Origin of the sequence: Rhizobium sophoriradicis, from assembly GCF_003939025.1 — a bacterium.
GTDB lineage: Bacteria > Pseudomonadota > Alphaproteobacteria > Rhizobiales > Rhizobiaceae > Rhizobium > Rhizobium sophoriradicis.
Window position 1 is genome coordinate 56,559 of sequence record NZ_RQIH01000014.1, and the last position, 24,770, is coordinate 81,328.

Here is a 24,770-nt window from a genome sequence, read left to right on the forward strand (position 1 = left end):
CGAGAGCCTTAAGACGCCGTCTGCAGCATCAAGCAAGGTGTGCACTGGAGCGATGATGACAGCCACGCAAAAGCTGCTTCACGCCCGCAAGATGACAGCAGGACTAACTGTCGCTGCGGTCGAACGAGCGATCGGAAGCCCTCAGAGCAGGCCTTCAAAAAGCACAGGGATTTCTGTTGCCGGCTAATTATCCAGCAACACGTCACACGTGTGTATTTCTGTTGCATTTTAATAAAATCTTCAGCATGCATTAACCGTACCGGTGTAGGATTTGTTCATATCCGTGCGGTCCGACCGGTGTCCCGCCAGCGCTATCGGCCCACGGTTTCCCTTGGTTCTGCGTTTTCAGGGTGTGCGTGTGCGTGACCGGTTTCGAGACCTCGAGGGCCCCTTGGCCGTCAGGAAAAAGGACGTGGTGTTAATGGCGACTGTCAGCAGTTTCGAGAGCCTGTCACATCCGACACGATCCGAACTGCGTCAATTCGCCGAGCTTTTCACACCGCTGTTCCAGGCCTCCTCCGATGAGGCCAAGCGCCAGGCCGTCGCCGCCCTTTCGCAATGCCAGACCATGCCGGCAGCCGTGGCGCTGTTCATCGGCAATCAGCCGATCGAGATCGCCGCGCCCTTTCTTGCCGCCTCCAAGGCCATTGCCGACGACACGCTGATCACCATTGCGCGCATGCAGGGCGCGGCGCATGTCAGGGCGATCGTCAGCCGCGAATCGCTCTCGCCGAAGGTCATCGACGCGCTGGTGGCGTTGCGCCAGACCCAGCCGCGACCCGCGGCCCCTGCGGCGCCGATCACAGAATCGGAGGCCGTGCCGCTGTCGCCGGTCCCGGCCGAGAGCAACGAGGCCGAAGCGCTGGCGGAACAGCGTATCGCCAATGAAGAAGCGTTGCGCGAACGCATTCTCGACCTTGCCGGCCATCTCGGCCGCAAGGACGATGACAGGCTCGGCCTGCGCACGCTGACCGACATTCAGGAGGCGCTGCTGGTGCGCTTCGCCCGCCTGCGCGAGGCAACCCATTTCGCGACCGCGCTCGCCGATGCGCTTTCGGCCAGCCGCTGGCTTGCCGAACGCATCATGCTCGATCTATCGGGCCAGCAGCTCGCCACGACGTTGACGAGCCTCGGCATGGGGTTTCTCGACGCCGTCCTCGTGCTGGAAAGGTTCTATCCGCACCTGGCCGAACAGCAGCATAATGTCACGCGCGCCTGGATGGTGCTTGATGGGCTCGATCCGGAAGAATGCCACGAAAGGGTAGAGGCCTGGCGGCGCGCCGACCGCTACACCTACAAGCCGGAGGCGGCTGTTACGCCGGCCCGCGAGGAAACGGAGAGCCACCGCTTCGTCCGCCAGGCGCCGGTGCAGCGCGACATGCGCGTGCTCGGACGGCGGTCACGCTGAGCTGACGCTCAACCTTTCCCCGCAAGCGGGATCATGTCGCCCAATTCCTCCGCCTCCAGTTCGACGATCCACAGATCGGGGTCGAAGCGGCGTTCGCGCTCCAGCATCGCCCGCACCGCCTCCGGCTCGCTGCGCGCAAGACGGATTTCGAACAGGCGATCGCGGATCTCGTCTTCGCCGAAGGCGGTCTGCGGCGCCGGCGCATAAAGCGTTTCCAGGCCGTCGCGAAAGTGCTGACGGATGAAGATCGCACCCGCCTCCTCGGCCCCCTTCTTCTCGACAGCGGCGAAATCGCCGCTGGCGAAGACCCGGCGCAAAAGGGAGGAAACGAAGATATCGGCGCGTAATCTCATCGGCGCGGTATAGACCGGCGCGCCGGCATCGGCAATCGGCGCTCGGATGTTGCCGGATGCGTCAAACCTTGACCGCCAGCCGCAATCCGCCCCAATGGCGGCCGCGCACGGTGATCGGCGCGGAAATATCCTTCATCATCACGAAATTGCCGCCGCCCATGTCGCGCCGATAGGTCTGGACGAGGAAAGGCGCGGTGCTGCGGCCGGCGGCCAGGCCGACACGATCGGCGAAGATGCGGCGATTGCGGCAGTTGGCGGTGTTCCAGACGGCGTCGCCCGGCCGCTGCGGCTGCGAGAACTTCCGGTTATGGGTCGGCAGATAGCCATTCTCGTCGATCGCCGCGCAGAAGGCGACGCGCTCGTCCAGAGCAAGGAGCGGCTCCTGGATCGGCGGCAGCAGGCGGTCGGTGAGCTCGGTGAAGGCCGCCATCATCTGCGCAGGATCGGTGCCCGGTATCGGCCGGTAGCGGCGGTCGAAGAGGGCGTCGAGGCCGATCTGGCCCTCGGCGACGGCCCGTTCGAATGCGGCTGATATCTGCTTTGCCACCGCTTGCGCTTTCTCGATCCAGCGGCTGTCGGCGGTCTTCACGCCGGCGCTCGCCGTCAGCTGGACCAGGGTTTCGGAGAGACCGACGACACTGTCGACCCGTTTTGCCGCCTGCTGCAGGGCGACATTCGAACCGGCGACCTCGCCGGACATCTCGCTGAGCTTTTCGACGAAACCGGCGCATTGCTGGTCGACCGCCTCGGTGGTGTTGGCCATGACGGTGGAACTGTCGAGGATGCGGGTGATGACATGTTCCATGCTTTCGAAGGCACCGCGCATCGCCTCGGACTTGTCGCGGACTCCGGCAGCACTGTTGCGCGCATCGCCGCCGACCACCGACAGCCGGTCGATCTTCACCCGCAATTCGTCCAGCGTGTCCTGGATCGAGCCGGTCGCCTTCGAGGTTTGCAGCGAAAGCGCACGGACCTCGGCGGCGACGACTGCGAAACCCTTGCCGGCATCGCCGGCGCGCGCTGCTTCGATCGCGGCATTCAGCGCCAGAAGGTTGGTCTGGCGGGCAATGGTGCTGATCTCATCGGCGATCTTGTCGACATCGGCCAGCGACTTCGAAAAGCCGGCGATTTCGGCACCGATGACGTTGGAGGACTGAACCATGTGGCCGATCTCGGCGACGGAGCCGGACAGGCGGTTGGCCGATTCCTTCAGCATCTGGCGGGCTTCGGCCGCGGTGCGGTCGGTCTCGCGCAGCGACAGGGCGACAGAGCGGTTGGTTTCGGCAATCGAAAGCGCGGTGCGGGTGACATGATCGAAGGCGGAGGCATGGCGGGCCGACATCGCCGCCATGTCCTGAATGGCGCCGGCAATATCCACAAGATCGATGCCAAGCGTCGAGGCCTCCTCGGCAAGGCGCTGCAGGATGTGACGCAAGGCCGTGCGATCGGGGCCTTCCGCTTCGACGGCCGGTTCTCCGGCCAGATCGTCTATCGCCTTCAACGCATGCATGACCGACGTTCCCCCGCCTCAATCGGCAAAGCTTCGATCAACATGGTTAATAAGTTGCAAACGGCGCCAGCGTCTTAGACTTAGGTTGTAGAGCCTCGAGTGAGGCTTGCGGCTGCACGCTGCGCGAAACGTCTCAGATCGCGCCGATTTCCTTGAGTTTTTTCAGCACCGCCTCGTTCGGCTCACCGTTTTCGGGCAAGTTGTAGTGCTTCTGGAAGTGACGGATGGCAGCGCGGGTCTGCTCGCCGGCAACACCGTCGACGCCGACATTGGCATAGGCCATGTTGGATAGACCCTTCTGGATCTTCAACACCAGGTCGACAGTGGTGAGTTCGCTTGCCGGAAGCTGCTTTGCGGCTGATGGAGCCGTCTTGACGGTCTTTTCGGCGCTGCGAATCGCGGCGGCCACCGGGTCTTCCGCCGCCGCCTTCGAGCTGACATCCTCACGCGGTTTTTCCGCGGGCACGGTCGAGGGGCCGGCGGCGTCGGTTTTCAGCGCAGCCAGCACCTCTGGCGTCGCTTCCCCGGTCTGGGCCATGCCGACAGTCTCCTGGAAGAAGAGGATGGCGGCGCTGGTGCGGGGACCGATAATACCGTCAGGAATGCCGTTATAGAGACCGCGGCGCACCAGCTGCTGCTGGATACCCATGACGAGCTCGCTCGGCTGCTGAGTCGGTGCGGCCGGCGCCGGCGTGGCGCTGGTGCTGGTGGCGGCATCTTCAGGCCGTTCGATCCGGAAGGTGGTAACCTCGCCCTGCTGCTCTTCGGCTGGGCGGCGGGCGCCGAGCACGTTTGAAGACTGCGGGTCGCGCGTGCGCAAAATCGGATGCGGATGCAGGCCGGGCTGATACCAGAGCGCATTGGCCGCGACAAAGGAGAAGATGACGACGAAGGCGATCGTGCCGCCGGCAACCGACGGATTGCGGCCGATGACGCCGCCGAGCACAGATGCGCCCTGCAGACCGAGACCACCCAGCGCAGATGCTCCCTGCAGGCCGAGGCCGCCGAGAGCGGCCGCACCTGACACCACGAGGCCGGGCTGCTGCCGTCGGTTTTTTCCCTTAGGCGATTTTCGCTTGCGCGCGGCCATCGAAAAGCCCCTCTTCCAATTCTACCCCTGTTTTGACCACGTCTTTCAACCGCGGCGGAAACTCGACGGTCGCGCCATGGCCGGCATCGTCTGCCCGCCTGGCGCCAGAACCATCCACCGCGATCTCGATGGTGATGATCGTACCCTCACCCGGCTGGCTGGCGATAGCAAAATTTCCGCCATGCAGCGCCACCAGCCCCTTGACCAGTGAAAGGCCGAGGCCGCTGCCTTCGAAGCGGCGGGTGTAATCGTTCTGGATCTGGACGAAGGGCTGCCCGAGCATCGCCAGCTTGTCGGCGGCAATGCCGATGCCGGTGTCGCTGACCGTCAGCTTCAGGATGCCGTCGCGAGCCGCCGCATCGACGGAGACGACGCCACCGGCCTCGGTGAACTTGACGGCATTGCCGACAAGATTGATGAGGATTTGCTGGATGGCGCGCTGATCGGCGACGATCTCGCCGAGGCCGCGCTGGATCCGGCTCGTCAGGGTGACGCCCTTGGTCTTGGCCTGCAAGGCCAGCATCGATTCGCAGGATCTGACGGAGGCCGATATATCGAAGGCTTCGAGGATCAGCTCGTAGCGGCCGGCCTCGATTTTGCTCATGTCGAGCATGGTGTTGACGACGGAAAGCAGGTGCGCGCCGGATTCGCGCACGAGGCCGACATATTCCCGCTGGCGATCGTTTTCGAACTTGCCGAAATATTCGCCGATCAGAATGTCGGAAAAACCGAGAATGGCGTTCAGCGGCGTGCGCAGCTCATGGCTGACGGCGGCGAGGAAGCGCGACTTGGCATCGTTTGCCGATTCGGCATCAGCCGCGCGGCTTTGCGCCTCGGCCCGCAGCTGCTGCTCGACGGAGACGTCGCGCAGCTGGGCGATCACGGCGGTCAGGTCGCCATCGGCATCGCGCCGGGCGGTCATATCCATTCTGAGATAAGCGAACTGGCGCTGATCGCGCGAAACCGAAGGCCGGTCGAGACGCAGATCGACGCTTGCGGCATCCTCGCCGCGCCTGAGGCCATCGAGCGCCTGCAGGAACAGGATGCGATCGGAGACATGCACCTGCTCCAGGAAGCCCCTGCCCTTCGGATCGCGCATCCAGGCGAGGAAATCGCGGCGATCACGGCCGCCGATGGTGGCGACGCTGCCGTGCGGATCGAGGAACAAGACGAGACCAGGCGTGACGCTCAGGAAGAAGTCCTCGGCCGACTGCGTGGCGATGCCGGCCGACGAGCCCTGGCGGGCCAGCGCAATGCTGCCGACGGCGGAAAAGAGGAAGGCGGCGCAGACCATGGCGACACCGGCCGGCAAGGCGACGGCTGGGCTGGTAACCGCCGAAAGACCAACGGGCGCGGCGACGAGAGCGGCCGAAGACAGCAGCACCAAGCGGCGCAGAATCGCAAGCTCGCGTTGGCGCACGGCTTCACCGCCGCCCGTCCGAGAGAGCCAGCTTGTCGCCGCCCGGTCTACGAGCGCCGTCACCCAGCCGCCAATGTCACTCAATACTCGCACGCAATACCCGCCCGAAAAAGGCTGTCTGTCGATCCGGACAATAGGCCCCCGCGACTTAAGGAAAGGATAAGGCAAAAGCGCCGTTCACAGCCGGAAAGGGCAGAAATTCCCGTTTTGATGCATCCGAGATGCCCTTTGCTTTTTGTGGTTAATAGCCGGTAAGCAACGGAAATTCTTCATATTTCAGCACAGCGTTAACTCCTGTGGCAAGGCGAGCAGCCAAAAGCGCTGCAATTGCAAGGAGGTGCTGCCATGATGCTTAACGGCGATCGCTCGCATTCGACTTAAATGCTGCTCAAATCCGGTTCGCTAAAATTTGAATTAAATTTGCCGCAAATGCGCGCGAGTTTCGAAAAGCGGCGTTCGCAACTAATCGATAGGGTGAAAGCACACCGGACAACCGGCCTGATTCGGCGAAAAGAACCGGACGGGAAAACAGGATGGGCAACGACAATGTGGTTTCTGATCAAAGGATCCTTCTGGTTTGGCCTTGTGCTCGTGCTTCTTTCCGTCTTCAGCACGGAGGGTTCCGACAAGCTCGCCAGCGGCCCGCAATTGCAGCTTTCCGACGCCTTTACGGCGGCGAGCGGCGCCTATGACTATCTGACCGGCATGTGCTCGGAAAAGCCCGAGGTCTGCGCCAAGGGCGCAGAGACCCTGACGGCGCTCGGATATCGGGCCCGCGAGGGCGCCCATGTCGCTTATGAATTGCTCGACAGCCAGTTCGCCGACGAACCGGCAACGACCGCAAGGCTTGCCGAAACGGCAAAGCGGTCGGCACCCGCCCTGCCTTCCCTCGCCACCCCCTCCGTCGAGGAGAAAGTGCGCGAGGCAAAGGCTGCGCTGAACCAGCCGATGCCCTACCGTCCGCCGGTCGATGATGAAACGGCCGCCGAGACGGTGGTAACCGGCGCGATCCCGCTGCCGACGCCGAAACCGGCGATCTGACGGTATTGCGAGGCGCCCGCCAGCAACGCATTTCGAATTCTTCGTTCTTGTTTGCCTCAATTCCGGACGAAACAGCTTAGCAGCCGGAATTGCCTGAGCTTGCATCGGTGGTCCGCAATGACGCGGAAATGCCCCATGCCTGACGTGCCTGCCCTGTTTAATTCAGCATCTTGCTGCGCCGTGAGGAAGCCCATCCCTCACGGCGTTTCTTTTGAGAACGAGTCACGCATCAATATGCGGCGGGGTCTTGCGACATGCGGCAAATCCAACGCCGCAACGCGCTTTAACGGTTCAAATCCGTCGGTCTTTCACCTATATGCAGTATTAGAGCATGTCCGTAGGCAGAATTGCCGTGCAGTTTCGCCGGCCATGCCGATAGTGAAAGGCTTTCCATGGCATCCCTCGACCAGATCATCGACGACTTTGCCTTCCTGGACGATTGGGAAGACCGCTACCGCTATGTCATCGAACTCGGCAAGGCGCTGCCCGAACTGGCCGAGGAAAAGCGCACCTCCGAGAACAAGGTGATGGGCTGCGCCAGCCAGGTCTGGCTGGTGACGCACACGTCGGGCGATCCTGATAACCCGATCATGAACTTCGAGGGCGATTCCGATGCCCATATCGTGCGCGGCCTTGTCGCCATCGTGCTTGCCACCTATTCCGGCAAGCCGGCATCCGAGATCGCCGCGCTCGATGCCTTCGAGATCTTCTCGAAGATCGGCCTGGTGGAGAACCTGTCGTCGCAGCGGTCGAACGGGCTGCGCTCGATGGTGAAAAGAATCCGGGAAGAGGCGAAAGTCCGTGCCGCTGCTTGAACGCGATTCGATTCGGGCCGGACGCGTGTGGCAGCGCCCTCTAATATAGTATATTAACACTTCCTTATAGTATAGGAATACATTCTACGCTGCACTTCCGAAGCATAAGATCCGGCGCCTCGTGATCTCCCGTCCTCACCCGGATCATTTGCGATAGGCGCAAAATAGTCCGGAATATAATTTTCCCCGCCTGGAACAGGATAATGTCGGGCCTCCTCAGACTAACGTCTCATAAGTCGGAACAGAATGTCGTCCGAATCGGCTCGCAGCCTTTGGAATCACATTCGCGATAAAGACAGAAAAGCCGGGCACAAGACCCGGCTTTTGTCGTTGATGGCTTTCGAAAAAGCTCAGCCGCGGCCGCGCTTGCGGCGCTGACCCAGGCCCATCTCCTTTGCCAGGCGCGAACGCGCTTCGGCATAGGCGGGCGCTACCATCGGGTAGTCGGTCGGCAGGTCCCACTTCTCGCGGTATTCTTCCGGCGAGAGAGAGTGATGCGTCATCAGGTGGCGCTTGAGGGACTTGAAGTTGCCGCCGCATTCCAAACACGTAATCTGCTCGTCCTGTACGGACTTGCGGACAGAGACTGCAGGCTTCTGCTTTTCGACAACGGCCGCAGCGGGCTGCGGTACGGACGTGTTGCTCAGTGCCGAATGCACGTCGGAAATCAGGTTTGCCAGGTCGCTGACCGGGACAACATGGTTGCTGACATAGGCCGCGACGATGTCGGCCGTCAGTTCCACAAGCAGCTCCGGCCCATTGCCGGTCGCCATATCTGTCATATGTTTTCTCCTGTTAGCATGCTCAAACGATCTTTGACTGTCACGCCAAAGACCCGCCTCGTAGAAGCGAACAGCAAAAGCACAGGAAGCAATCTTCTGTTTCGAAAAACGTGAAATCCACCCCTAGATTCCGAAGTTCGAGACCTGTTCTTATACTGCCTGACCAAAAACCACTACGTCGTGCTCCAGGCGGTGGCCTCAGTTTAGACATTGAAAAATCAACACTGAGGGACTTGGAAGCAGTACGATTGTAATTCACAATCAGAATTCTACTTGCATTTTCAAATACCATCGTTTGGCCGAAAGGCCAATTATTATTTGTCGTTTTTCTTGAGAAAAAATGGCCGGCGAAGAATTATAGGACTTTAGGCCAAGCTTTACTCACAGCTTCCTGTGCATAAGTCGAACGTAAAACAGGTTAAGATGGCAATAGCAACCCCTCAGCGTTCGCGCATATCATCGCAGACCGAGATGGCGCCGAGATCGTGTCCCGAACTATGGGCCGCCCTGGCCAGCAGATGGGCGGAAACCGGCGCCGTCAACAGGAAGAAGACGAACCCGGCAAGGGCGCGGGCGATAACCGCCGGATCCTGCGAATAGAGGCCGGCGGCAAAGAGCAGCAGGCCGGAGCCGACGGTGCCGGCCTTCGAGGCCGAATGCATGCGGGTATAGAGATCGGGCAGCCGGACCAGGCCGATCGCCGCCGCAAGGGCAAAGAGCGCACCGGCAACCAGCAGCAGCGCGGTGACGGCTGCGACGAGATAAGCTGTCATCGTCCCTTCCTCCCTGCCCGGCGCGTCTTTGCGCCGCCCGTTGCCGCGGACACCGATGGCGGCGATTTGATGTTGCCGCGCGACAGCACGAAGCGGGCGAAGGCGACGGTTGCCAGGAAGCCGACGAGGCCGAGCGAGATGGCGATATCGATATAGAGGGAGAACCCTGTCTTAACCGCGATGACGGCAATGAAGCCGATGGCGACGCCGGTCAGCATGTCGAGAGCGAGGATCCGATCCGGCAATGTCGGACCTGCAACGACGCGCCAGACGGTCAAGAGCAGCGCCAGACCGAGGATGAGGAGGGCGGCCGAGGATGCGACGGCAACGATGTCGGCGGGCGTGATCACCGGAAGGCCTCCATGATCTTGCGTTCGAAACCGTTGGCAATGCCGCGCCTTGCAGCCTCCGGATCCGAGCAATCGAGCGCGTGGACATAGAGGGTGCGGCGATCTGTCGAGACATCGACGGAAAGCGTGCCGGGTGTCAGCGTGATGAGATTTGCCAGCAGGGTGATCTCGAAATCGCTCGTCACCGTCAGCGGAAAGGCGAAGATGCCGGGCTTCAGCTTCATATCCGGCGACAGAACCGTGAGCGTGACCTTCCAGGCCGACAGCGACAGTTCCTTGAGGAAGAGGGCAATGAGCGACAGCACCAGGCGGGTGCGACGCAGATATCCCCCGCCGCCGAAGGGTTCGCGGATGACGGCCAGCGCCAGAGCCGCCAGCAGGAAGCCGAAGACGAGATTGTGCAGCGAGGCGCTGCCGGTAACGGCAACCCAGGCGATGGCAAGCAGCAGGTTGAAGAGGAAAGCGATCACCGCTGAGCTCCTTCCGGGAAGACCGAATGGAGATAGGCCTGGGGATCGGCAAGGCCGGCGGCGGCCGCTTGCGACAGCGCCAGCAGCCGTTCCGGCAGGATGCCGAAGCCGATGGTGAGCACGGTCAGCGCGGCGACCGGCAGAACGGTGCGCCAGGAAGAGCGCGACGGCGCGAGCGTCATCGGCGCGGGACGCCAATAGGCAAGGAGAAAGAGCCGGCCAAAGGCGATCGTCGTCAGAAAACCGCCGGTCAAGATTGTCGTCGCCAGCCACCAGGCGCCGCTATCGAGCGAGGCCTTGACGAGCATGACCTTCGGCCAGAAGCCGGAAAAGGGCGGCAGGCCGCAGGCGGCCAGGAAAAGCACCAGTGAAAGTGCGGCAAAGCCGCCGCTTTGGCGATAAAGCCCGCCGAGGTCCGACAGGCAAAAGCCGCCGCCGCGCCGGGCGATCTCGCCGGCGGCAAGATAAAGCGCCGTCATCAGCACCATGGAATGGAGAGCGTAGAAAACCGCGCCGGCGATGCCGCCGGCATTGCCGAGCGCGACGCCGGCAAGCATGTTGCCGATGCCCGAAATGACGACATGGCCGAATAGCCGGCGGACATCGTTTTCGGCAAGCGCGCCGAGCGCGCCAACGAGAATGGTCGCGGCGGCCGCGAGCGCGATCACAAGGCTGAGTTCGGCGCGTTCGGCCGGCAGCAGCATGACCATCACCCGAACCAGCGCGTAGATGCCGACCTTGGTCAGCAGGCCGGCAAACAGTGCCGAGACGGTGATGCGCGGCGTATGATAGGCGGCGGGCAGCCAGAAATTGACCGGGAAGGCGGCCGCCTTCATGGCGAAGGCAAGCAGGAAGAGGCTTGCCAGCGACATCAACGGCGCCGTGCCGCTGATGTCTCGCGCCTTCCCGGCGATATCGGCCATGTTGAGCGTGCCGAAGACGGCATAGAGAATGCCGACCCCCACCAGGAACAAGGTCGTGGCGATCAGGTTGAGCACCGCATATTTCAGCGCCCCGTCTATCTGCTGCCGTTCCGATCCGAGGATGATCAGTCCGAAGGAAGAGATCAGCAGCACCTCGAACCAGACATAAAGATTGAAGACGTCGCCGGTGAGAAAGGCGCCGGTGACACCGGCCATCAGCAGCATGAGCAGCGGAAAGAAGCCGTAGCGGCGGCCGCTTTCGCTGATATCGGCCAGCGCATAGATGCCGCCGGCTAGCCCCGCAAGGGCTGCGGCGAAGGCCATCAGCGCACTGAAGAGATCGACGGTGAAGGCGATGCCGAAGGGCGGCAGCCAGCGCCCCATGACCATGGTGAGCGGTCCTTCGGCCGCGACCTTGGCAAGCAGCGCCGCATCGATCAGCGCCAGCCCCGCGAGGCCCGAAATGGCCAGCCAGGACTGCAGGCGGGGATGGGCGCGCACCATCAGCAGGACAGCGCCGAGCGTGATGCAATGGACGACCGGCAGAATGGCGAGCCAATGCGCTAGCGGCACCGGGGCGGTCACCAAGGCGGCGGAGAGATCGACGGTGATTGGGGCGGCCATCAGGTGCGGCCTCCGGGATGGTCGGGGGCGTGCCGTAGGGTACCCCCCTCTGCCCGGCCGGGCATCTCCCCCACAAGGGGGGAGATCGGCAAGAGGCGGCCGCTTCTCGATATGGTAATTTCACGCCAAGCAGCTTCGCCGATCTGAGGCATTTGACTGGAGCGAGACGAGGCTCCCAGCCGATCTCCCCCCTTGTGGGGGAGATGCCCGGCAGGGCAGAGGGGGGTGAGCATCCGCACCGGCATTCGCGTCAATACCCCAATGGTGGCAGCGGCCGGTCGTCGGGTTCGGCGGCACGCATTTCGCTGGTGTCGTCGGTGCCGAGATCCTGATAGGCGCGGTAGGTCAGCACCAGCAGGAAGGCCAGGAAGGAAAAGGAGATGACGATCGCCGTCAGGATGAGCGCCTGCGGCAGCGGATTGGCCGTGCCGGCGGGCAAGGTCTCGAGACCCGCCGGGATGATCGGCGGCACTTCGCGCGTCAGCCGGCCTGATGTAAAGAGCAGCAGATTGACGGCATTGCCGAGGATGGCGATGCCGAGCATGATGCGGATCGAGAATCGCGACAGCATCAGGTAGATGGCGGCGGCAAAGAACAGGCCGACGAGGATCGCCAGAAGGGGCTCCATCACTCCATCTCCTTTTCTTCCGATGCCACTTCCTTTTCTTCCAATGTGAGGGCGATCGAGGTGATGGCGCCGAGTACCACGAGATAGACGCCGAGATCGAAGAGCATGACGCTCGACAGCGGCACCTCGAGGCCGAGAAGGTTCGGGTAGATCCAGAGGCCGGTCATGAAGGGAACGCCGACGACGATCGAGAGAAGACCGGCCGCAGTCGAAAGGAAGAGGCCGCAGCCGGCAATCGACAGCGGGTGGAAGAACAGCGCCCGGTGAACGGCGGCAACGCCGCGGGCAATGCCGTAAATCGCCAGTCCCGAGGCGGCGATCAGCCCGCCGATGAAGCCGCCGCCCGGCTCGTTGTGGCCGCGCAGCAGCACGAAGACGGAAAAAAGCAGCATCAGCGCGGTGAGGAAGGGGGCGATGGTGCGGAAGATCAGGGTATTCATACGATCATTCCCCTGCCCCCACCGCATCCGGATCATTGGCGGCAAGCTTGCGCTCGGTGCCGGCGCGGATGCGGATCAGCGCCAGGATGGCAAGGCCGGTGACCGCGACGACGGCGATCTCACCGAGCGTATCGGTGCCGCGGAAGTCGACGATGATGACGTTGACGACATTGGCTCCGTGGGCGATCGATTTTGAATAGGCGTTGAAGAAGGCCGTCAGCGCATTGTTGAACGGTGCCTGCGTCGCCCGCAGCAGCAAGAGTGCAAAACCGAGACCGCAGACGAGCGCCAGTGCGCCGTCGAACAGCCTGCGGCCGAACGGCCGCCGGTCGGCCGGCGAAAGCTTGAGCCTTGTCATGACGAGGGCGAGGATGACAACCGAAAGCGTTTCGACCATGAACTGCGTAAATGACAGGTCCGGCGCCCCGAACAGCAGGAAGATGACGGCGACGGCGAATCCCTGGATACCGAGCGAGACGATCGCCGTCAGTCGGTCGCGGGCGATGAGCACGGCGACAAGGCCGAAAGCGGCGATCAGCAGGACCGCCCCTTCATGCAGCCTGACATCGGCGGGCCAGGCGGGAAAGCGCGGCAGTTCACCATAAACGATGGGCGGAACGATCAGGATGGCGGCGAGGCAGAGGAACGTGGAGGCGACATAGATCTCAAGCCGTCCCGGCTGGACGACACGCATGAGGCGGGCGGAGAAGCGCACAAGAGCCGATACGGCAAGATCGAAGCCATGATCCGGCCCCCGCCCGGCGGCGCGCAGGAAAACGGCCATCCAAAACCGCGCGCGATCGAGCTGCCAGTAGACGCCGATTCCGAGCGACACGGTCAGCAGCGACAGGATCAGGGGCAGGCCGATATGCGGCGCCAGCGAAATGGTGATTTCAACCGGGGTTCCGCGGATAGCGGCTGCGATCGGCGAAGACAGAGCGGCATGGGTGAAGGTCGAGAACACCGCCGACACCAGGCCGAGGACGGCGAGAGCGGCGGGACCGAGCCAGAGCAGCACGGGCGCCTCGTGCGCGGATTTCGGCGTCTCGACCTTCTGGCCGAGGAAGGGTTTCAGCGCCACGGCAAAGGCGACGGCAAACATCAGCGCGTTGCCGAAGACGGCGATCGCTGTGAAGGTGATGGCGCGGATGTCGCCGCCGGCGAGCGCCGTATAGATCTCCTCCTTGGCGAGAAAGCCGAAGAAGGGCGGCAGACCGGCCATGGAGAAGGCCGCGGCAAGGGCGATGAGCCATGTCAGCGGCATCGCCCGCCTGAGGCCGCCGAGCCGGGTGATGTCGCGCGTGCCGGTTTCGTGATCGATGATGCCGGCGACCATGAAGAGCGCGCCCTTGAAGAGGGAATGCGCCACCAGATAGAGCGCCGCCGCCTCCACCGCGTGGTCCGAGCCGAAGCCGATCAGCATGACGAGCAGGCCGAGCGACGAGACGGTGGTATGAGCGAGCTTGAGCTTCAGGTCGGTCTGGCGGATGGCGAGCGCCGTGCCGACCACCAGGGTGAGCCCGCCGAAGAATGGTAGAAGGATTTCCCAGGCGGGCGTTGCCCCCATGACCGGGTTGAGCCGCATCAGTAGATAGACGCCGGCTTTTACCATGGTGGCCGAATGCAGGTAGGCCGAAACCGGCGTCGGCGCCTCCATGGCGTTCGGCAGCCAGAAATGAAAGGGAAACTGCGCCGACTTGGTAAAGGCGCCGCCGAGCACCAGAATGAGAGCGGCGAGATAGAGCGGGCTTTCGCGCAGGACATCGCCCGATACGATCAGCTGCGACATCTGCGTGACGCCCGACATGTTCCAGAGGATGAGCAGGCCGGCGAGCAGGCACAGCCCTCCCCCGCCGGTGACGACAAGCGCCTGCAGAGCGGCGCGACGGGCCGCCTCGCGCTCGTGATCGAAGCCGATCAGCAGGAAGGAGGTAATCGACGTCAGTTCCCAGAACACGAAGAACATCAGGAAGCTGTCGGACACCACGATGCCGAGCATCGCGCCCATGAAGAGAAAGATGAAGGAGAAGAAGCGGCCCTGATCCTTGTGTCCCCTAAGGTAGGCGCCGGCATAGAGCACGATCAGCGTGCCGATGCCGGTGATCAGCAGCGCGAAGGCCAGCGACAGCCCGTCGAGGAACCAGGAAAAGGAGAGGTTGTAGCTCGGCACCCAGGCATAACCGCCGGTGACGGTCTGACCGCGTGCGACCTGCGGAAGCAGGCGCAGAAAATGCAGGAAGGCGAACAGCGGAGCGGCGGCCAGCAGCCAGGCACCGTTTGCGCCGAGAAAGCGGATGACGAAGGGAGCGGCAAGAGCGCCGGCGAGCGGCAGACACAGGGCCAGAAATGTCAGAGCCGTGACATCGGCCATGTCTCCTCCTCTACCGCCCAGACGGAAAGCCGATCTCAAATCGGCTTGTCTTCTGACTTAGGCGAAACGGCAAGGCGTCTCAAGCGATTTCGGTCGCAGCCAAACCACGCTGCAAAGTTCCAAGCCCTCAGGCCATCGATCGGGAAAGACGCGTCAGCAACCGGACGGCGCAGCCGTGCAAGACGAAGGCCACAAGCGCCAGCGGCCAGAGCAGGCAGGCGACCAGCCCGGCAAGACGATGGAACGTCAGGCCGTCATGATTGGCCCAGCCTTCCAGCATCGTGATCGCGATGGCGACCGCGGCCACGAGACCGTAGAGCAGGACGATTGCCGCTTCAAACACCAATGTTTCCTCAATGCACGTAACATTAACCCTAACAGAAAACCCTTAATGGATGTAAAAGAAATCGTCTTCCCTGAACTGCTGCATGCCGCGATTGTCACCGCAGGCGCTGAAGGCTTGATGAAGCAAGGACGGCGCACCACATTTCCTCGCAAGACGGAACCGCCCCTCGGCGAAAGGAGCACGTCATGTCCGAAACTGCAACCACCGCCAAGATCCATAAGACCGACGCGGAATGGAAAGAGCAGCTGACGCCCGAGCAATACCGCATCACCCGCCAGCACGGTACCGAACGCGCCTTCACCGGCCCCTACTGGGATTCCTTCGAAACCGGGCTTTACCGCTGCGTCGGCTGCAACGCGCCGCTTTTCCGCTCCGACACGAAATTTGATGCCGGCTGCGGCTGGCCGAGCTATTTCGAAGCAGTGTCGCCCGATGCGGTGACCGAGCATCGCGATACCACCTACGGCATGGTGCGCACCGAAATTCGCTGCGGCACCTGCGACGCCCATCTCGGCCACGTCTTCCCCGACGGCCCGCCGCCCACCGGCCTGCGCTACTGCATCAACGGCCACGCCATGGTGTTCGAGCCCGGGAAATAAGGCGTTCGGCTCTGAAAGCGGCCAAGGGGGATTCCGCACGCAGGAGCGGCCGATGGCGCTGCCCGACCGGCTGACCCTGCGGGAAATCACGCCTGCCGATCTGCCCTTTCTCCACCGCATTTTCGGCGATAAAGGCGCCAATTTTTTCTTCGTTCCTATTGAATTAAAAGCCCGCAAAAACCAATTAATCTGCCGCAAGCCGAGCGCCCCTAAGAGGCCGCTGCCTTATCGCCGATCACAGCTCGGAGGCCGCTTGGCGCAGATTGCTCGTTCAACATCGCGGTAGGGAAGGAGCGAATGATGAAACCCGATGTGTTCAAACAGCCTGTCACTATTTTTGTCGGCCTTGGATTTCCAGCGAAGGTCCGAACAGTCATGGAGGCGTATCGGCATCTTGCCGAATGGCCGGAGACATTCAGAGACCCCGCCCATTCTATTGCCCTCAAGGCCTGCACCGCCGCACTCCGCGGCGAAATCGAGGCGGAAACCGCCCGCGGCCTGTTCGTCGCGTTTGCTGAGAAACACGATCTGCTGGCGCCGGAGAGCAGCCTTGATGACGTCGCTTCCGCAGCGGAACAAGGAACCGCACGTTCGTTGAAAATCTTCGGGGCATGAGCGCCCGTCGGCGATTGGCCCGCGGTGTAGAAACACTACACTCAGCGGGCCGGCCAGCGCGTTAACATCACGAGAGGGACGCTCACCCTCATTCACCTGATGACCAAAAGAAAGCGCGCGCCATCCCGCAATAGTTCCAGGGCGGCTACAGCCGCCTTGCTGATGGTACGACGCAATTCTGTAACCGAGGAGACTGGGGTTCTGTTGACCGCGACGATTACGTCGCCTGCACGAAGGCCGGCGCGGTCGGCTCGGCTGTCAGCAGCCACGCTCTCGATCACGACGCCCGAGGCTCCAGCTGCCCCGGATTCGGGTGCCGAGGCGTCCCGCAATATCGCACCGTCGAGCAGTGTCCCCGAGAGGCCAGAGGAGGTGCGACTTTCGCTCGTGGTGGTGACTTCAATCTCGCGCTGCTCGCTGCCGCGCTTCACGGTCAGTCTAATCTCGCTGCCCACTGGCGTGAGGCCAATGCGGTTCCTGAGGTCAGTCGCGCTACGCACCGCGTTGCCGTCCACGGCGGTCACCACATCGCCGGTTTTCAGTCCAGCCCGATCGGCGGCCGAGCCGGGTTCGACGTTGGCGACGAGCGCGCCGCGCAGGTCACCGAGACCGAGCGCGTCCGCCAGATCCGGTGTGATATCCTGGATGCCGACGCCCAATCGGCCACGCTGTACCTCGCCATGGGCGATCAGCTGCTTCATCACCGACACGACCATGGTGGTTGGCACCGCAAAGCCGATGCCGACATTGGCGCCCGCAGGACTGAGAATCGCGGTATTGATCCCGACCAGCTTGCCATCTAGCGTCACCAGGGCACCGCCTGAATTGCCCGGGTTGATGGAGGCATCGGTCTGGATGAAATCTTCGTAGCCCTCGATGTTCAAGCCGCTTCGTCCGAGCGCACTGACGATACCAGATGTCACCGTCTGGCCGAGCCCGAAGGGGTTACCGATTGCGACAACGTAGTCCCCCACCTTGAGAGCATCGGAGTCTCCGATCTCAATGGCCGTAAGGTTCCGCGCATCGACCTGGAGCAGAGCAAGGTCGGTACCCTTGTCACTGCCGACAAGTTTCGCAGCGAGTTGCCGGCCATCCTTGAGCGTGACTGAAATGTCCGTACCCCCATCAACGACGTGGTAGTTCGTCAGGACGTAGCCCTTGGAGGCGTCCACGATGACGCCCGAACCGGCACTCATTCTGGCTCTCTGCTGCTGCTCCGGCAGATTAAAATACCGACGGAAATAGGGATCGCTGAATAGCGGATTGTTCTCGGAGGGGGAGCGCGAGAGGACGGCAATATTGACGACGGCAGGCGTGATACGCTCCAGCATCGGTGCCAGCGTCGGCAAGGTGGCCGACGGTGCCGCTCCTGCTGTCTGTGCAACGCTCGGTGTGACTGCGAAAAGCGCGGCTCCAGCGGCAATGGCTACGGAAGCAGCAATCGTGTGGAGTCTTGCGGAGGGATCAAACATCGGTTGCTCCTTGGATCTGACGGTTACTACTCCGACATCGTCCTTGGCACCGGGCAAAAGAACGGGCTCGGACACCCGAGCCCGTTCAGACCGGACTCATGCGGCCGACAGCGGATGGTTATGACTGAACCAGATGCTGCCTGCGGCCAGGACAGCGACTACAATGCCGGCAATCACATGCGCCCACATGGCTGCCGTCGCGGCCGAAAAGCCAAGAATCCATGGAGCGACCAGGGCCCAAAGGCCGAGCACCAGGTTCGCCCACTCCTCCGCCTCATAAAACGCATAGAGAGCCGCGACGGCGAGCACGGTGATGGCAGCGCCGACAATCCATGCATTCCAGGCTGCAGAAGTTTCAGCGGCGAAGCCGAACAGCCAGGGTGAGATCAAGAGGCCAAGACCGGCAACGATATTGACGATATCGAAAGCCGTCCGGTTGTTAGAAGACAGAGACTTCAGCATCGGTCATTTCTCCTTCTTGTTTTGGTTGGATCATCAATGGACCGCCTCCTGTGGACAGGAGACGGCTGCGGCGCCAGTGGATCACCGTCACCGCAAGCCTCGGAAATCGTGGCGCGGGGAGCTGCAAGTGGGGCTGTTGCCGATATTCCCGCCAGGAACAACAGTCCGCCCTTCCTAAAGGCGTCGCCTGCGATCTCCTTAAATTCGAGCTCGGTCGGGCTTTCGGGCAGTTCGGGGACCGGCTTCGCACCACGCCCGAAACGACCGCGCGCGGCCGCAGCAACCGTTAAAGCAAACCTGTCGAGCTGGATTTTGTGGCAATCGACGACATGCGGGTTCATGGGCGCACCTCATGCTGCCTTTTGTTCGGGCAGATCATGACCCCGTCTCCCGCCCTCTCGTCCGGGCACGACCAGCCTCGGAGACAGCTGTGCGCCCGTGTCTGCCTGTCGTTGCAAGAAGTAATCGAGACCCTGCCGCTCCGCATAGCGAATGGCCGATTCGAGGGTCGGAAATTTCAACTCCACCTGCACCAGCGTCTCACCACTGCCGGTGTAGCCCAGCAGAGGCTCGATGAACGGAGCGCTGCAGCGATCGAAGACAAGCCGCCACCCCTTGGTCGGTGCGGTTGCCAACGTCATCACGGAGCAGGACGGTTTCAAGATGCGGGCAGTGGCATTCTCTGGAAACAGTGATCTTCCCGCAAGAGGATGGCTGCGCCGACTGTTGTTCGAGGCGCGGGGACCGCAGGACTTTGGTTCGCTTTCCTTCTGTGATTGATGAACAGTTTCCATCGTTTATCCTCCCCATTCCGGCAAGGACAAGCGGCGGCCGCGGGGCGGCCGCCGCGCTCGTTTCGATCAGCTCCTGATGGCGATGCGCTTGACCTGTGACTGAGCCTTTTCGGTTTTTGGCAAGCTTACGGTCAGGACGCCGTTCTTGAAGGTGGCCTCGACCTGGTCTTCCTTGACCTCGGTGCCGAGCGGGATGCGCCGCTCGAAGCGGCCGTAGTAGCGCTCCGAGAACTGCTTCTCCTTGTCTTCGGTCTCCGAACGCTTTTCACCTTTCAGCGTCAGAACGCCGTCATCGAGCAGGACCTCGATGTCCTTTTCCTCGAGGCCGGGTACTTCGGCCGTCACCTTGATTTCCTTGTCGGTATCGGAGATTTCGACACTCGGCCAGCCGGCACCAAAGCCGCTGGCGCCACGCAGTGACGGTAGCCCGGAGCCGAAGCCGCGGAAAACATCGTCGAACAGCCGATTGACCTCGCGATGGAGCGACAGGAAGGGATCGCGGTCATCGTCGCGAAGGAGACTCGGACCCTGGTTGCCGTTGGTGCGACCCCAGGGAATCAAGTCACGGACACTCATGGTTTTACTCCTTTCTGGTGGTTGTTGGGCAAGCTCTCCACATGGCGCCAGCCATCTGGCCGATGGCTGCCTGCTGCCGGGGCAGAGCTCAAGCCGCGTGCTTGCCGGCTTCGATCTGTTCCGGTACCGCCTTCGGCATCGCCTGAGCCGTTGCGATCTCAATTTGGCGCGGCTTCACCTCTTCCGGTGTTTCGCGCTTGAGACCGATGGTCAGCAGACCATTGACGAGCTCGGCATCCACAACCTTCACGTGGTCGGCGAGTTCGAACCGGCGATGAAACGGCCGTGTGGCAATGCCGCGATGCAGATACTGAACATCTTCACCATTCGCCTTCTGGCCGGAGACGACGAGCATGTTCTCCTCTTGACTGAGCGCCAATTCATCCTGTGAGAAGCCCGCCACTGCCATGGTGATGCGGTAATCATCCTCGCCGGTCTTGACGATGTCATAAGGCGGCCAGTTGTCGACTGTCTCGGCGCGGCGTGCAGCCTCGAGCGCATTCAACATTCGTTCGAAGCCGACGCTCGAGCGAAACAGGGGCGTGAAGTCGGAGTTTGTCCTCATAGCCATATCCTCCTCATAAGCAACATGGATACAAGGAGACGCCAAGAGCGACCGGCGTCTCCTGGACCTTCTGTCGACCCCTCTTCAGCGATCGACAATATTTATGTAATTCAGCGGCTTAACGTTTCAAGGGGATGGAATTTCGCAGAGGAAAATTGATTTCATTTATAGGCGCACCATATGCTGGGCGCAGCTTGAACCAGGAGAAATGGCTATGACAATGACTTCAGGCGACGTCATCGCCGTCCTTGGGCCTGCCGACAGCACGCTTGTAGCCGAGGTCATCGCAACAGGTGCAACGCAGGCCGAACTTGCCGAGGCATTTGCCTGGGCCAACAACGATGAGGCGCTAATGGGCGAAGGCCGACCTCTGCCGACCGGCCGGATTGCTGCGCTGATCGACCTGCTGAGGGCGGATGAAGAGGAAGAGGATTAGAGAGGCGGGGACCCGCCTACTCCAGACCGTGCTTCGTCATGCGGTGGTGAGCACCTGAACGTTGCCCCGACGATCGATGACATCGACCACGACCTGCCGTCCCGACCCCCGGATGGCGACGTCAGCCGAACCACTGCCGATCCACAGGTGCCGCAAGATCACCTCGTCGAGGAACGAGGGAAGTTGCGGCAGATTGAAGCTGATTTGCATGCCATCCGGGTCGAAGCCGAGGCCGAGACAGGATTGCAGCAAAGACAGGGGCGCTGCAGCCGCCCATGCTTGAGGCGAGCAGGCAACCGGATAAAAGGTCGGCCCCCGTGCCCGCTGACGCGGCATGCCGCAAAGAAGTTCGGGAAGCCGCCGAAGCTCGATATAGCTGGCGGCTGCGAACAACCCTTCGAAGATGCGCGCCGCTTCGGTTCGATAGCCATAACGGGCAAGGCCACTGGCGATCATCGCATTGTCGTGCGGCCAGACCGAACCATTGTGGTAGCTCATAGGATTGTAGCGTGCTTCGGTGGAGGGAAGGGTGCGAATGCCCCAGCCGCAGAAGGACGATGCACTCATCAGAGTGCGGGCAATCTGTGCCGCCCGTTCAGGATAAGCTATACCGGTGAACAGGGCATGGCCGGCGTTCGACGATCGAACCCGGCAAGGTCGTTTGTCCCCGTCCAGGGCCAGCACATATGTGCCGAGTTCCTCGTCGAAAAAACTGATGTCAAAGGCACGGCGCAGTGCTTCCGCCCGCGCGAGAAAGCTCGCCGCTCGTTCCGGCTTACCGATTCGCCGAAAGATTTCCAGGGCACTTAGCCAAGCCCCATAGACATAAGCCTGAACTTCGGCGATCGCGATCGGCCCCCTGGCCAATGTGCCATCGGCATGAAACACCGAGTCGTGGCTGTCTTTCCATGCCTGATTGATCAGGCCCTCTTCGGTCAGCCGACCATACTCGACGAAGCCGTCGCCATCGCGATCGCCGTATTCGTCGATCCATGTCAGCGCTGCCTCGATATGCGGCATCAGACGTTCGATAGTCGCAAGATCCGAGGTTCGTTTGAGATAATCGCCTGCCAGCATGACGAACAGCGGCGTCGAGTCGACGCTGCCGTAATAACGCCGGAATGGAACCTCGCCCAGCTCGGCCATTTCACCGTAACGCACTTCGTGCAGGATCTTGCCCGGCTCGGCGTCCGAGGCAGGATCGACGTTCGCCGCCTGGTTGGCGGCCAGATGACACAGAACCCCGCGCGCAATCTCCGGATCGAGCCAAAGTGTCTGATGCGCGGTGATCAAAGCGTCGCGGCCGAAGACGGTGCTGAACCAGGGAATTCCAGCGTAGGGATAGGGACCTTCCGCCGTGTCGGTCATCAACATGTAGAGGTCGGAGACGCTGCGCCGCGAAACTTCGTTGAAGATCTCGTTGGAAGTTGCAATTAAAGCCGCGCGCGAGGAAGAAGCGCGCAGCGCACGGCGTGCATCCCGCAGCGCCAGGAAGAAAGAATAATGGGCAGGTTGATCGGCGGAGGTCTGGTCGCAGCCGATGGTGATGAAGAGCGATCTGGACTCGTGCCGATCGAGCTCGAAATCGTAGGTCACAAGATCGCTGCGGATTTCCGAGGGCTCAGGTACAAAGGAAAGTCGCGTCGACCGCTTGCGATCGTCCAGGCCGATATAGGAAAGGAGGATGCAAGCCGGCTCGATTACGGCGGGAAGATCGCGGCCTCTCTTTGCTCTTGCCGTTCCGCGGACTTCGAAAAGATCGGCGAAATCCGCCTGGAACGCGATCTGGATGCGGACATGTTGGCGCCGTTCGTCATAATTCCGCACAGCCACCCGCTCATAACAGCGGTCATTCCACAGAAACCGTGACCTGCGCAGGTGAATCAGGTCATGTCCCATGACCAGCTTTCCCCTGTCATCGAACAGGTCAGGATTGGTGAGGTCGCAAGTCAGCGTGGCGTTGTCATCTCGAAGGGTCGACGACAAAAGCATCGGCCGCTGTCCATTGATCGTCAGGTAGAGATGCGAGAGATAACGGGTATCCCGGTGGTAAAGACCTTCTGGGCTTCCAGGCCCGGATAGAGCGTCGCCATTGTAGTCGAAGACGGCGAACGTATCGCCGTGCTTCAGGGTACGCGGCCGGCGCTCCTGCAGCGATGCGGCAGCCGGAATGAAGAACTGGGCGACCGCCGCCGGGCGTAGTGATGCAGTGGCGGCGTCGATGCCCGCAGAAATGTTCGACATGTCTCCTCCTTGGCGTCAGGCGACAGCCTGCAGGTCGGGCGCCTGACCATTCGACCGGCGGATTGGCGCCGCTTTGGTGCGAACACCCGGCAAGTTGCGATAGATGTCGAGATAGTCGAACGCCATCCGCTCCGCAGTGAAGCGCTTTTCGAATGCGCCCCGCACTCTGCGTCGATCCAGCCGGAGCGCCCATTCGACGTTCTCGGCCGCCTCGGTGACACTGTCGACCAGAATGCCGGAGACGCCATTGTCAATGACCTCGGGAACCGAGCCGCAGCCGAACGCGATCACCGGCGTGCCGCAGGCCATTGCCTCGATCATCACCAGTCCAAAGGGTTCCGGCCAGTCGATGGGGAAGAGCAGAGCGCCTGCATTGCCAAGGAAGTCAGCCTTCTGGTGTTCATTGATCTCGCCGATGTATTCCACATGCGGATGGCTCTTTACCATCGGCTCGATCACGGTTTCCCAATAGGCTCTGTCAACATTATCGATCTTGGCGGCGATCTTCAGCGGCATTCCGACCTTTGCCGCAATCTGAATCGCGCGGTCGGGGCGCTTTTCCGGAGAAATCCGCCCGAGGAAGGCAAGGTAATTGCCCTTCGGATTCTCCGTGAAGGGAAGTAGATCGGCCGGCAAACCGTGATAGACCGTGCCGCGCCAGTTGACCGGTGGCATCGGGCGGCGCTGATCATTGGAGATCGACACCAGCGGAACGTCCGGGAACGCCGTGTAAAACGGCTTGAGATCAGGCAGGTCTAGCCGTCCGTGCAGTGTGGTAACCGTGCGATCGGCGAAATCGCGGATCAGCGGGAAATGCACGAGATCGATGTGGAAATGCAGCACGTCGAACTCATGCGCGCGCTGACGGATCTCCTCCAGCATCACGACCTGATGCGGCAGATGGTCCTTGACCGTCGGATTCAACCGAAGTGCGACGTTCGCACACGGCAGCAGTCTCGCGCGGGTGACGGAATCGCCGCTGGCAAACAGCGTGACCTCGTGCCCCTGGCCTGCGAGTTCTTCAGTAAGATAAGAGACGATCCGCTCCGTTCCGCCGTAGAGCTTTGGCGGAACGCTCTCGGCAAGCGGTGCAATCTGAGCGATCTTCATTGGCAAAACCTCCTCAGTTGAGCAAAGAGTCGTCGGCAAAAATCATGCCTGCGTCCTCAAGGGAGCACGCGTCAGGTCAGCTGGAGGGGCAGCTCTCAAATGGCTGGTAACGCCGTCCTCCTCTCGAATAGCTGCAAAAGCCGAGCCGCGGCAGCCGGCGTGCCGCCAGCCTGTGGCGACGGGCCCTGCGGGCCCCAGAGGGAGCGGACGAACCCTGCTCCCCGGATTGCTGATCACCCTTATCCAGCGTCTTCAGCGCTTCAAGGATCTCGTCATAGGAGACGGCTCTTTCCGCCCCGGGATAAAGGCGAAGAGCAGGTATGGATTCGATGGCGAAGATATCGGATGCCCAGGAGGCGAGAATGGCCCGCTTTTCGTCATTGCTGATGTCGGTGGCGGTCAGCACGTCACGCGGGTGACTGAAATGTTTCGCTGGATGAAGCAGATGCGCCGCGCTGATCGCTGCCCTGGCTTGCTGCTCGATGGAATTGCTGGTGCTTTCCTTTCTCATGGCTTGGCTCCACTGATGTTGACCGATGGAACTTCATGCATT

General features: G+C 61.8%; 28 protein-coding genes and 1 pseudogene. 7 read left to right on the forward strand and 22 right to left on the reverse strand.

Features of this window, described 5'->3' with window-relative positions:
• Window positions 1-358 precede the first annotated feature (358 nt).
• Window positions 359-1,408, forward strand: a complete 1,050-nt coding sequence (locus EFR00_RS22915; RefSeq protein WP_179363885.1) for a DUF2336 domain-containing protein — start codon at window positions 359-361, stop codon at window positions 1,406-1,408.
• A gap of 8 nt (window positions 1,409-1,416) precedes the next feature.
• On the opposite strand, the gene EFR00_RS22920 is transcribed toward EFR00_RS22915, so the two are convergent.
• The 4 genes from EFR00_RS22920 to EFR00_RS22935 all read right to left on the reverse strand — a co-directional run bounded on the left by EFR00_RS22920 (window position 1,417) and on the right by EFR00_RS22935 (window position 5,874).
• A complete protein-coding gene (locus EFR00_RS22920) occupies window positions 1,417-1,761 on the reverse strand; it encodes a DUF1491 family protein (RefSeq protein WP_038687782.1) in 345 nt (114 codons plus the stop codon).
• Between the two features lie 61 nt (window positions 1,762-1,822).
• Window positions 1,823-3,271 carry a methyl-accepting chemotaxis protein gene (locus tag EFR00_RS22925; protein ID WP_077994823.1) on the reverse strand — a complete coding sequence of 483 codons (1,449 nt, stop codon included), beginning with the start codon at window positions 3,269-3,271 and terminating at the stop codon, window positions 1,823-1,825.
• Between the two features lie 133 nt (window positions 3,272-3,404).
• Window positions 3,405-4,361 (reverse strand): peptidoglycan-binding domain-containing protein, encoded by a 957-nt coding sequence (locus tag EFR00_RS22930; RefSeq protein ID WP_077994822.1) that lies wholly within the window; start codon window positions 4,359-4,361, stop codon window positions 3,405-3,407.
• Window positions 4,333-5,874, reverse strand: a complete 1,542-nt coding sequence (locus EFR00_RS22935; RefSeq protein WP_077994821.1) for a sensor histidine kinase — start codon at window positions 5,872-5,874, stop codon at window positions 4,333-4,335. Before EFR00_RS22935 ends, EFR00_RS22930 begins: the two co-directional genes overlap by 29 nt.
• Before the next feature lie 453 nt (window positions 5,875-6,327).
• Between EFR00_RS22935 and EFR00_RS22940 the strand changes: the two genes are divergently transcribed.
• Both EFR00_RS22940 and EFR00_RS22945 read left to right on the forward strand, forming a co-directional pair.
• On the forward strand, window positions 6,328-6,822 hold the full coding sequence (locus tag EFR00_RS22940) for a DUF5330 domain-containing protein (protein ID WP_039618715.1): 495 nt from the start codon (window positions 6,328-6,330) through the stop codon (window positions 6,820-6,822).
• A gap of 392 nt (window positions 6,823-7,214) precedes the next feature.
• Window positions 7,215-7,637 carry a SufE family protein gene (locus tag EFR00_RS22945; RefSeq protein ID WP_009987486.1) on the forward strand — a complete coding sequence of 141 codons (423 nt, stop codon included), beginning with the start codon at window positions 7,215-7,217 and terminating at the stop codon, window positions 7,635-7,637.
• Between the two features lie 350 nt (window positions 7,638-7,987).
• On the opposite strand, the gene EFR00_RS22950 is transcribed toward EFR00_RS22945, so the two are convergent.
• The 9 genes from EFR00_RS22950 to EFR00_RS22995 form a co-directional block, all read right to left on the reverse strand.
• Complete coding sequence (locus EFR00_RS22950) at window positions 7,988-8,419, reverse strand: Ros/MucR family transcriptional regulator (protein WP_010060045.1); 432 nt, start codon at window positions 8,417-8,419, stop codon at window positions 7,988-7,990.
• A gap of 440 nt (window positions 8,420-8,859) precedes the next feature.
• Entirely contained in the window at window positions 8,860-9,192 is a 333-nt protein-coding gene (gene mnhG, locus EFR00_RS22955) for a monovalent cation/H(+) antiporter subunit G (protein WP_077994820.1), read from the reverse strand.
• Entirely contained in the window at window positions 9,189-9,542 is a 354-nt protein-coding gene (locus EFR00_RS22960) for a cation:proton antiporter (protein ID WP_077994819.1), read from the reverse strand. Before EFR00_RS22960 ends, mnhG begins: the two co-directional genes overlap by 4 nt.
• The gene (locus EFR00_RS22965; protein WP_038687767.1) at window positions 9,539-10,012 is read right to left on the reverse strand and encodes a Na+/H+ antiporter subunit E; all 474 of its coding nucleotides are present in this window, start codon (window positions 10,010-10,012) and stop codon (window positions 9,539-9,541) included. Before EFR00_RS22965 ends, EFR00_RS22960 begins: the two co-directional genes overlap by 4 nt.
• Window positions 10,009-11,559: a Na+/H+ antiporter subunit D gene (locus EFR00_RS22970; protein WP_077994818.1), complete on the reverse strand. Its 1,551-nt coding sequence runs from the start codon at window positions 11,557-11,559 to the stop codon at window positions 10,009-10,011. Before EFR00_RS22970 ends, EFR00_RS22965 begins: the two co-directional genes overlap by 4 nt.
• A gap of 250 nt (window positions 11,560-11,809) precedes the next feature.
• Complete coding sequence (locus EFR00_RS22980; RefSeq protein ID WP_038687763.1) at window positions 11,810-12,187, reverse strand: Na+/H+ antiporter subunit C; 378 nt, start codon at window positions 12,185-12,187, stop codon at window positions 11,810-11,812.
• Window positions 12,187-12,627 (reverse strand): Na(+)/H(+) antiporter subunit B, encoded by a 441-nt coding sequence (locus tag EFR00_RS22985; protein WP_039618707.1) that lies wholly within the window; start codon window positions 12,625-12,627, stop codon window positions 12,187-12,189. Before EFR00_RS22985 ends, EFR00_RS22980 begins: the two co-directional genes overlap by 1 nt.
• A gap of 4 nt (window positions 12,628-12,631) precedes the next feature.
• Window positions 12,632-14,998 (reverse strand): putative monovalent cation/H+ antiporter subunit A, encoded by a 2,367-nt coding sequence (locus EFR00_RS22990; protein ID WP_077994816.1) that lies wholly within the window; start codon window positions 14,996-14,998, stop codon window positions 12,632-12,634.
• 127 nt (window positions 14,999-15,125) lie between these two features.
• Entirely contained in the window at window positions 15,126-15,341 is a 216-nt protein-coding gene (locus EFR00_RS22995) for a hypothetical protein (RefSeq protein ID WP_010056887.1), read from the reverse strand.
• Between the two features lie 188 nt (window positions 15,342-15,529).
• Between EFR00_RS22995 and msrB the strand changes: the two genes are divergently transcribed.
• The 3 genes and pseudogenes from msrB to EFR00_RS23010 all read left to right on the forward strand — a co-directional run bounded on the left by msrB (window position 15,530) and on the right by EFR00_RS23010 (window position 16,541).
• Window positions 15,530-15,943, forward strand: coding sequence for a peptide-methionine (R)-S-oxide reductase MsrB (msrB, locus tag EFR00_RS23000; protein WP_008528859.1), 414 nt, complete (start codon window positions 15,530-15,532; stop codon window positions 15,941-15,943).
• A gap of 52 nt (window positions 15,944-15,995) precedes the next feature.
• Entirely contained in the window at window positions 15,996-16,229 is a 234-nt protein-coding gene (locus EFR00_RS23005) for a GNAT family protein (protein ID WP_077994815.1), read from the forward strand.
• Window positions 16,230-16,243: 14 nt separating this feature from the next.
• Window positions 16,244-16,541: pseudogene (locus EFR00_RS23010) on the forward strand (DUF982 domain-containing protein).
• 109 nt (window positions 16,542-16,650) lie between these two features.
• Here EFR00_RS23010 and EFR00_RS23015 read toward each other — a convergent pair.
• The 6 genes from EFR00_RS23015 to EFR00_RS23040 form a co-directional block, all read right to left on the reverse strand.
• Complete coding sequence (locus tag EFR00_RS23015) at window positions 16,651-18,030, reverse strand: DegQ family serine endoprotease (RefSeq protein WP_077994814.1); 1,380 nt, start codon at window positions 18,028-18,030, stop codon at window positions 16,651-16,653.
• A gap of 96 nt (window positions 18,031-18,126) precedes the next feature.
• The gene (locus EFR00_RS23020; RefSeq protein WP_009992872.1) at window positions 18,127-18,492 is read right to left on the reverse strand and encodes an SPW repeat protein; all 366 of its coding nucleotides are present in this window, start codon (window positions 18,490-18,492) and stop codon (window positions 18,127-18,129) included.
• Entirely contained in the window at window positions 18,486-18,833 is a 348-nt protein-coding gene (locus EFR00_RS23025; RefSeq protein ID WP_125461965.1) for a DNA-directed RNA polymerase subunit omega, read from the reverse strand. Before EFR00_RS23025 ends, EFR00_RS23020 begins: the two co-directional genes overlap by 7 nt.
• Before the next feature lie 9 nt (window positions 18,834-18,842).
• Window positions 18,843-19,286 carry an NADH dehydrogenase ubiquinone Fe-S protein 4 gene (locus EFR00_RS23030; protein WP_077994813.1) on the reverse strand — a complete coding sequence of 148 codons (444 nt, stop codon included), beginning with the start codon at window positions 19,284-19,286 and terminating at the stop codon, window positions 18,843-18,845.
• A gap of 66 nt (window positions 19,287-19,352) precedes the next feature.
• Window positions 19,353-19,862 (reverse strand): Hsp20/alpha crystallin family protein, encoded by a 510-nt coding sequence (locus EFR00_RS23035; protein WP_077994812.1) that lies wholly within the window; start codon window positions 19,860-19,862, stop codon window positions 19,353-19,355.
• Window positions 19,863-19,950: 88 nt separating this feature from the next.
• A complete protein-coding gene (locus EFR00_RS23040; protein ID WP_009995635.1) occupies window positions 19,951-20,427 on the reverse strand; it encodes an Hsp20 family protein in 477 nt (158 codons plus the stop codon).
• A 214-nt stretch (window positions 20,428-20,641) separates the two neighbouring features.
• On the opposite strand from EFR00_RS23040, the gene EFR00_RS23045 reads away from it, so the two are divergent.
• Window positions 20,642-20,863, forward strand: coding sequence for a hypothetical protein (locus tag EFR00_RS23045; protein ID WP_009995636.1), 222 nt, complete (start codon window positions 20,642-20,644; stop codon window positions 20,861-20,863).
• Window positions 20,864-20,899: 36 nt separating this feature from the next.
• Here EFR00_RS23045 and EFR00_RS23050 read toward each other — a convergent pair whose 3' ends face one another.
• The 3 genes from EFR00_RS23050 to EFR00_RS23060 form a co-directional block, all read right to left on the reverse strand.
• Window positions 20,900-23,107 (reverse strand): amylo-alpha-1,6-glucosidase, encoded by a 2,208-nt coding sequence (locus tag EFR00_RS23050; protein WP_077994811.1) that lies wholly within the window; start codon window positions 23,105-23,107, stop codon window positions 20,900-20,902.
• Between the two features lie 15 nt (window positions 23,108-23,122).
• The gene (locus EFR00_RS23055; RefSeq protein ID WP_077994810.1) at window positions 23,123-24,217 is read right to left on the reverse strand and encodes a glycosyltransferase family 4 protein; all 1,095 of its coding nucleotides are present in this window, start codon (window positions 24,215-24,217) and stop codon (window positions 23,123-23,125) included.
• 76 nt (window positions 24,218-24,293) lie between these two features.
• Window positions 24,294-24,728 (reverse strand): hypothetical protein, encoded by a 435-nt coding sequence (locus EFR00_RS23060; RefSeq protein ID WP_077994809.1) that lies wholly within the window; start codon window positions 24,726-24,728, stop codon window positions 24,294-24,296.
• Window positions 24,729-24,770: the final 42 nt, after the last annotated feature.

Coding starts and splice junctions, on each gene's coding strand:
- EFR00_RS23025 (WP_125461965.1), bottom strand. CDS start 18,833: ATGAACCCGCATGTCGTCGATTGCCACAAAATCCAGCTCGACAGGTTT.
- EFR00_RS22920 (WP_038687782.1), bottom strand. CDS start 1,761: ATGAGATTACGCGCCGATATCTTCGTTTCCTCCCTTTTGCGCCGGGTC.
- EFR00_RS22970 (WP_077994818.1), bottom strand. CDS start 11,559: ATGGCCGCCCCAATCACCGTCGATCTCTCCGCCGCCTTGGTGACCGCC.
- EFR00_RS22945 (WP_009987486.1), top strand. CDS start 7,215: ATGGCATCCCTCGACCAGATCATCGACGACTTTGCCTTCCTGGACGAT.
- EFR00_RS23035 (WP_077994812.1), bottom strand. CDS start 19,862: ATGAGTGTCCGTGACTTGATTCCCTGGGGTCGCACCAACGGCAACCAG.
- EFR00_RS23050 (WP_077994811.1), bottom strand. CDS start 23,107: ATGTCGAACATTTCTGCGGGCATCGACGCCGCCACTGCATCACTACGC.
- EFR00_RS23015 (WP_077994814.1), bottom strand. CDS start 18,030: ATGTTTGATCCCTCCGCAAGACTCCACACGATTGCTGCTTCCGTAGCC.
- EFR00_RS22950 (WP_010060045.1), bottom strand. CDS start 8,419: ATGACAGATATGGCGACCGGCAATGGGCCGGAGCTGCTTGTGGAACTG.
- EFR00_RS22940 (WP_039618715.1), top strand. CDS start 6,328: ATGTGGTTTCTGATCAAAGGATCCTTCTGGTTTGGCCTTGTGCTCGTG.
- EFR00_RS23055 (WP_077994810.1), bottom strand. CDS start 24,217: ATGAAGATCGCTCAGATTGCACCGCTTGCCGAGAGCGTTCCGCCAAAG.
- EFR00_RS22980 (WP_038687763.1), bottom strand. CDS start 12,187: ATGGAGCCCCTTCTGGCGATCCTCGTCGGCCTGTTCTTTGCCGCCGCC.
- EFR00_RS23005 (WP_077994815.1), top strand. CDS start 15,996: ATGGCGCTGCCCGACCGGCTGACCCTGCGGGAAATCACGCCTGCCGAT.
- EFR00_RS23045 (WP_009995636.1), top strand. CDS start 20,642: ATGACAATGACTTCAGGCGACGTCATCGCCGTCCTTGGGCCTGCCGAC.
- EFR00_RS23060 (WP_077994809.1), bottom strand. CDS start 24,728: ATGAGAAAGGAAAGCACCAGCAATTCCATCGAGCAGCAAGCCAGGGCA.
- msrB (WP_008528859.1), top strand. CDS start 15,530: ATGTCCGAAACTGCAACCACCGCCAAGATCCATAAGACCGACGCGGAA.
- EFR00_RS23030 (WP_077994813.1), bottom strand. CDS start 19,286: ATGGAAACTGTTCATCAATCACAGAAGGAAAGCGAACCAAAGTCCTGC.
- EFR00_RS22990 (WP_077994816.1), bottom strand. CDS start 14,998: ATGGCCGATGTCACGGCTCTGACATTTCTGGCCCTGTGTCTGCCGCTC.
- EFR00_RS23020 (WP_009992872.1), bottom strand. CDS start 18,492: ATGCTGAAGTCTCTGTCTTCTAACAACCGGACGGCTTTCGATATCGTC.
- EFR00_RS23040 (WP_009995635.1), bottom strand. CDS start 20,427: ATGAGGACAAACTCCGACTTCACGCCCCTGTTTCGCTCGAGCGTCGGC.
- EFR00_RS22985 (WP_039618707.1), bottom strand. CDS start 12,627: ATGAATACCCTGATCTTCCGCACCATCGCCCCCTTCCTCACCGCGCTG.
- EFR00_RS22925 (WP_077994823.1), bottom strand. CDS start 3,271: ATGCATGCGTTGAAGGCGATAGACGATCTGGCCGGAGAACCGGCCGTC.
- mnhG (WP_077994820.1), bottom strand. CDS start 9,192: ATGACAGCTTATCTCGTCGCAGCCGTCACCGCGCTGCTGCTGGTTGCC.
- EFR00_RS22930 (WP_077994822.1), bottom strand. CDS start 4,361: ATGGCCGCGCGCAAGCGAAAATCGCCTAAGGGAAAAAACCGACGGCAG.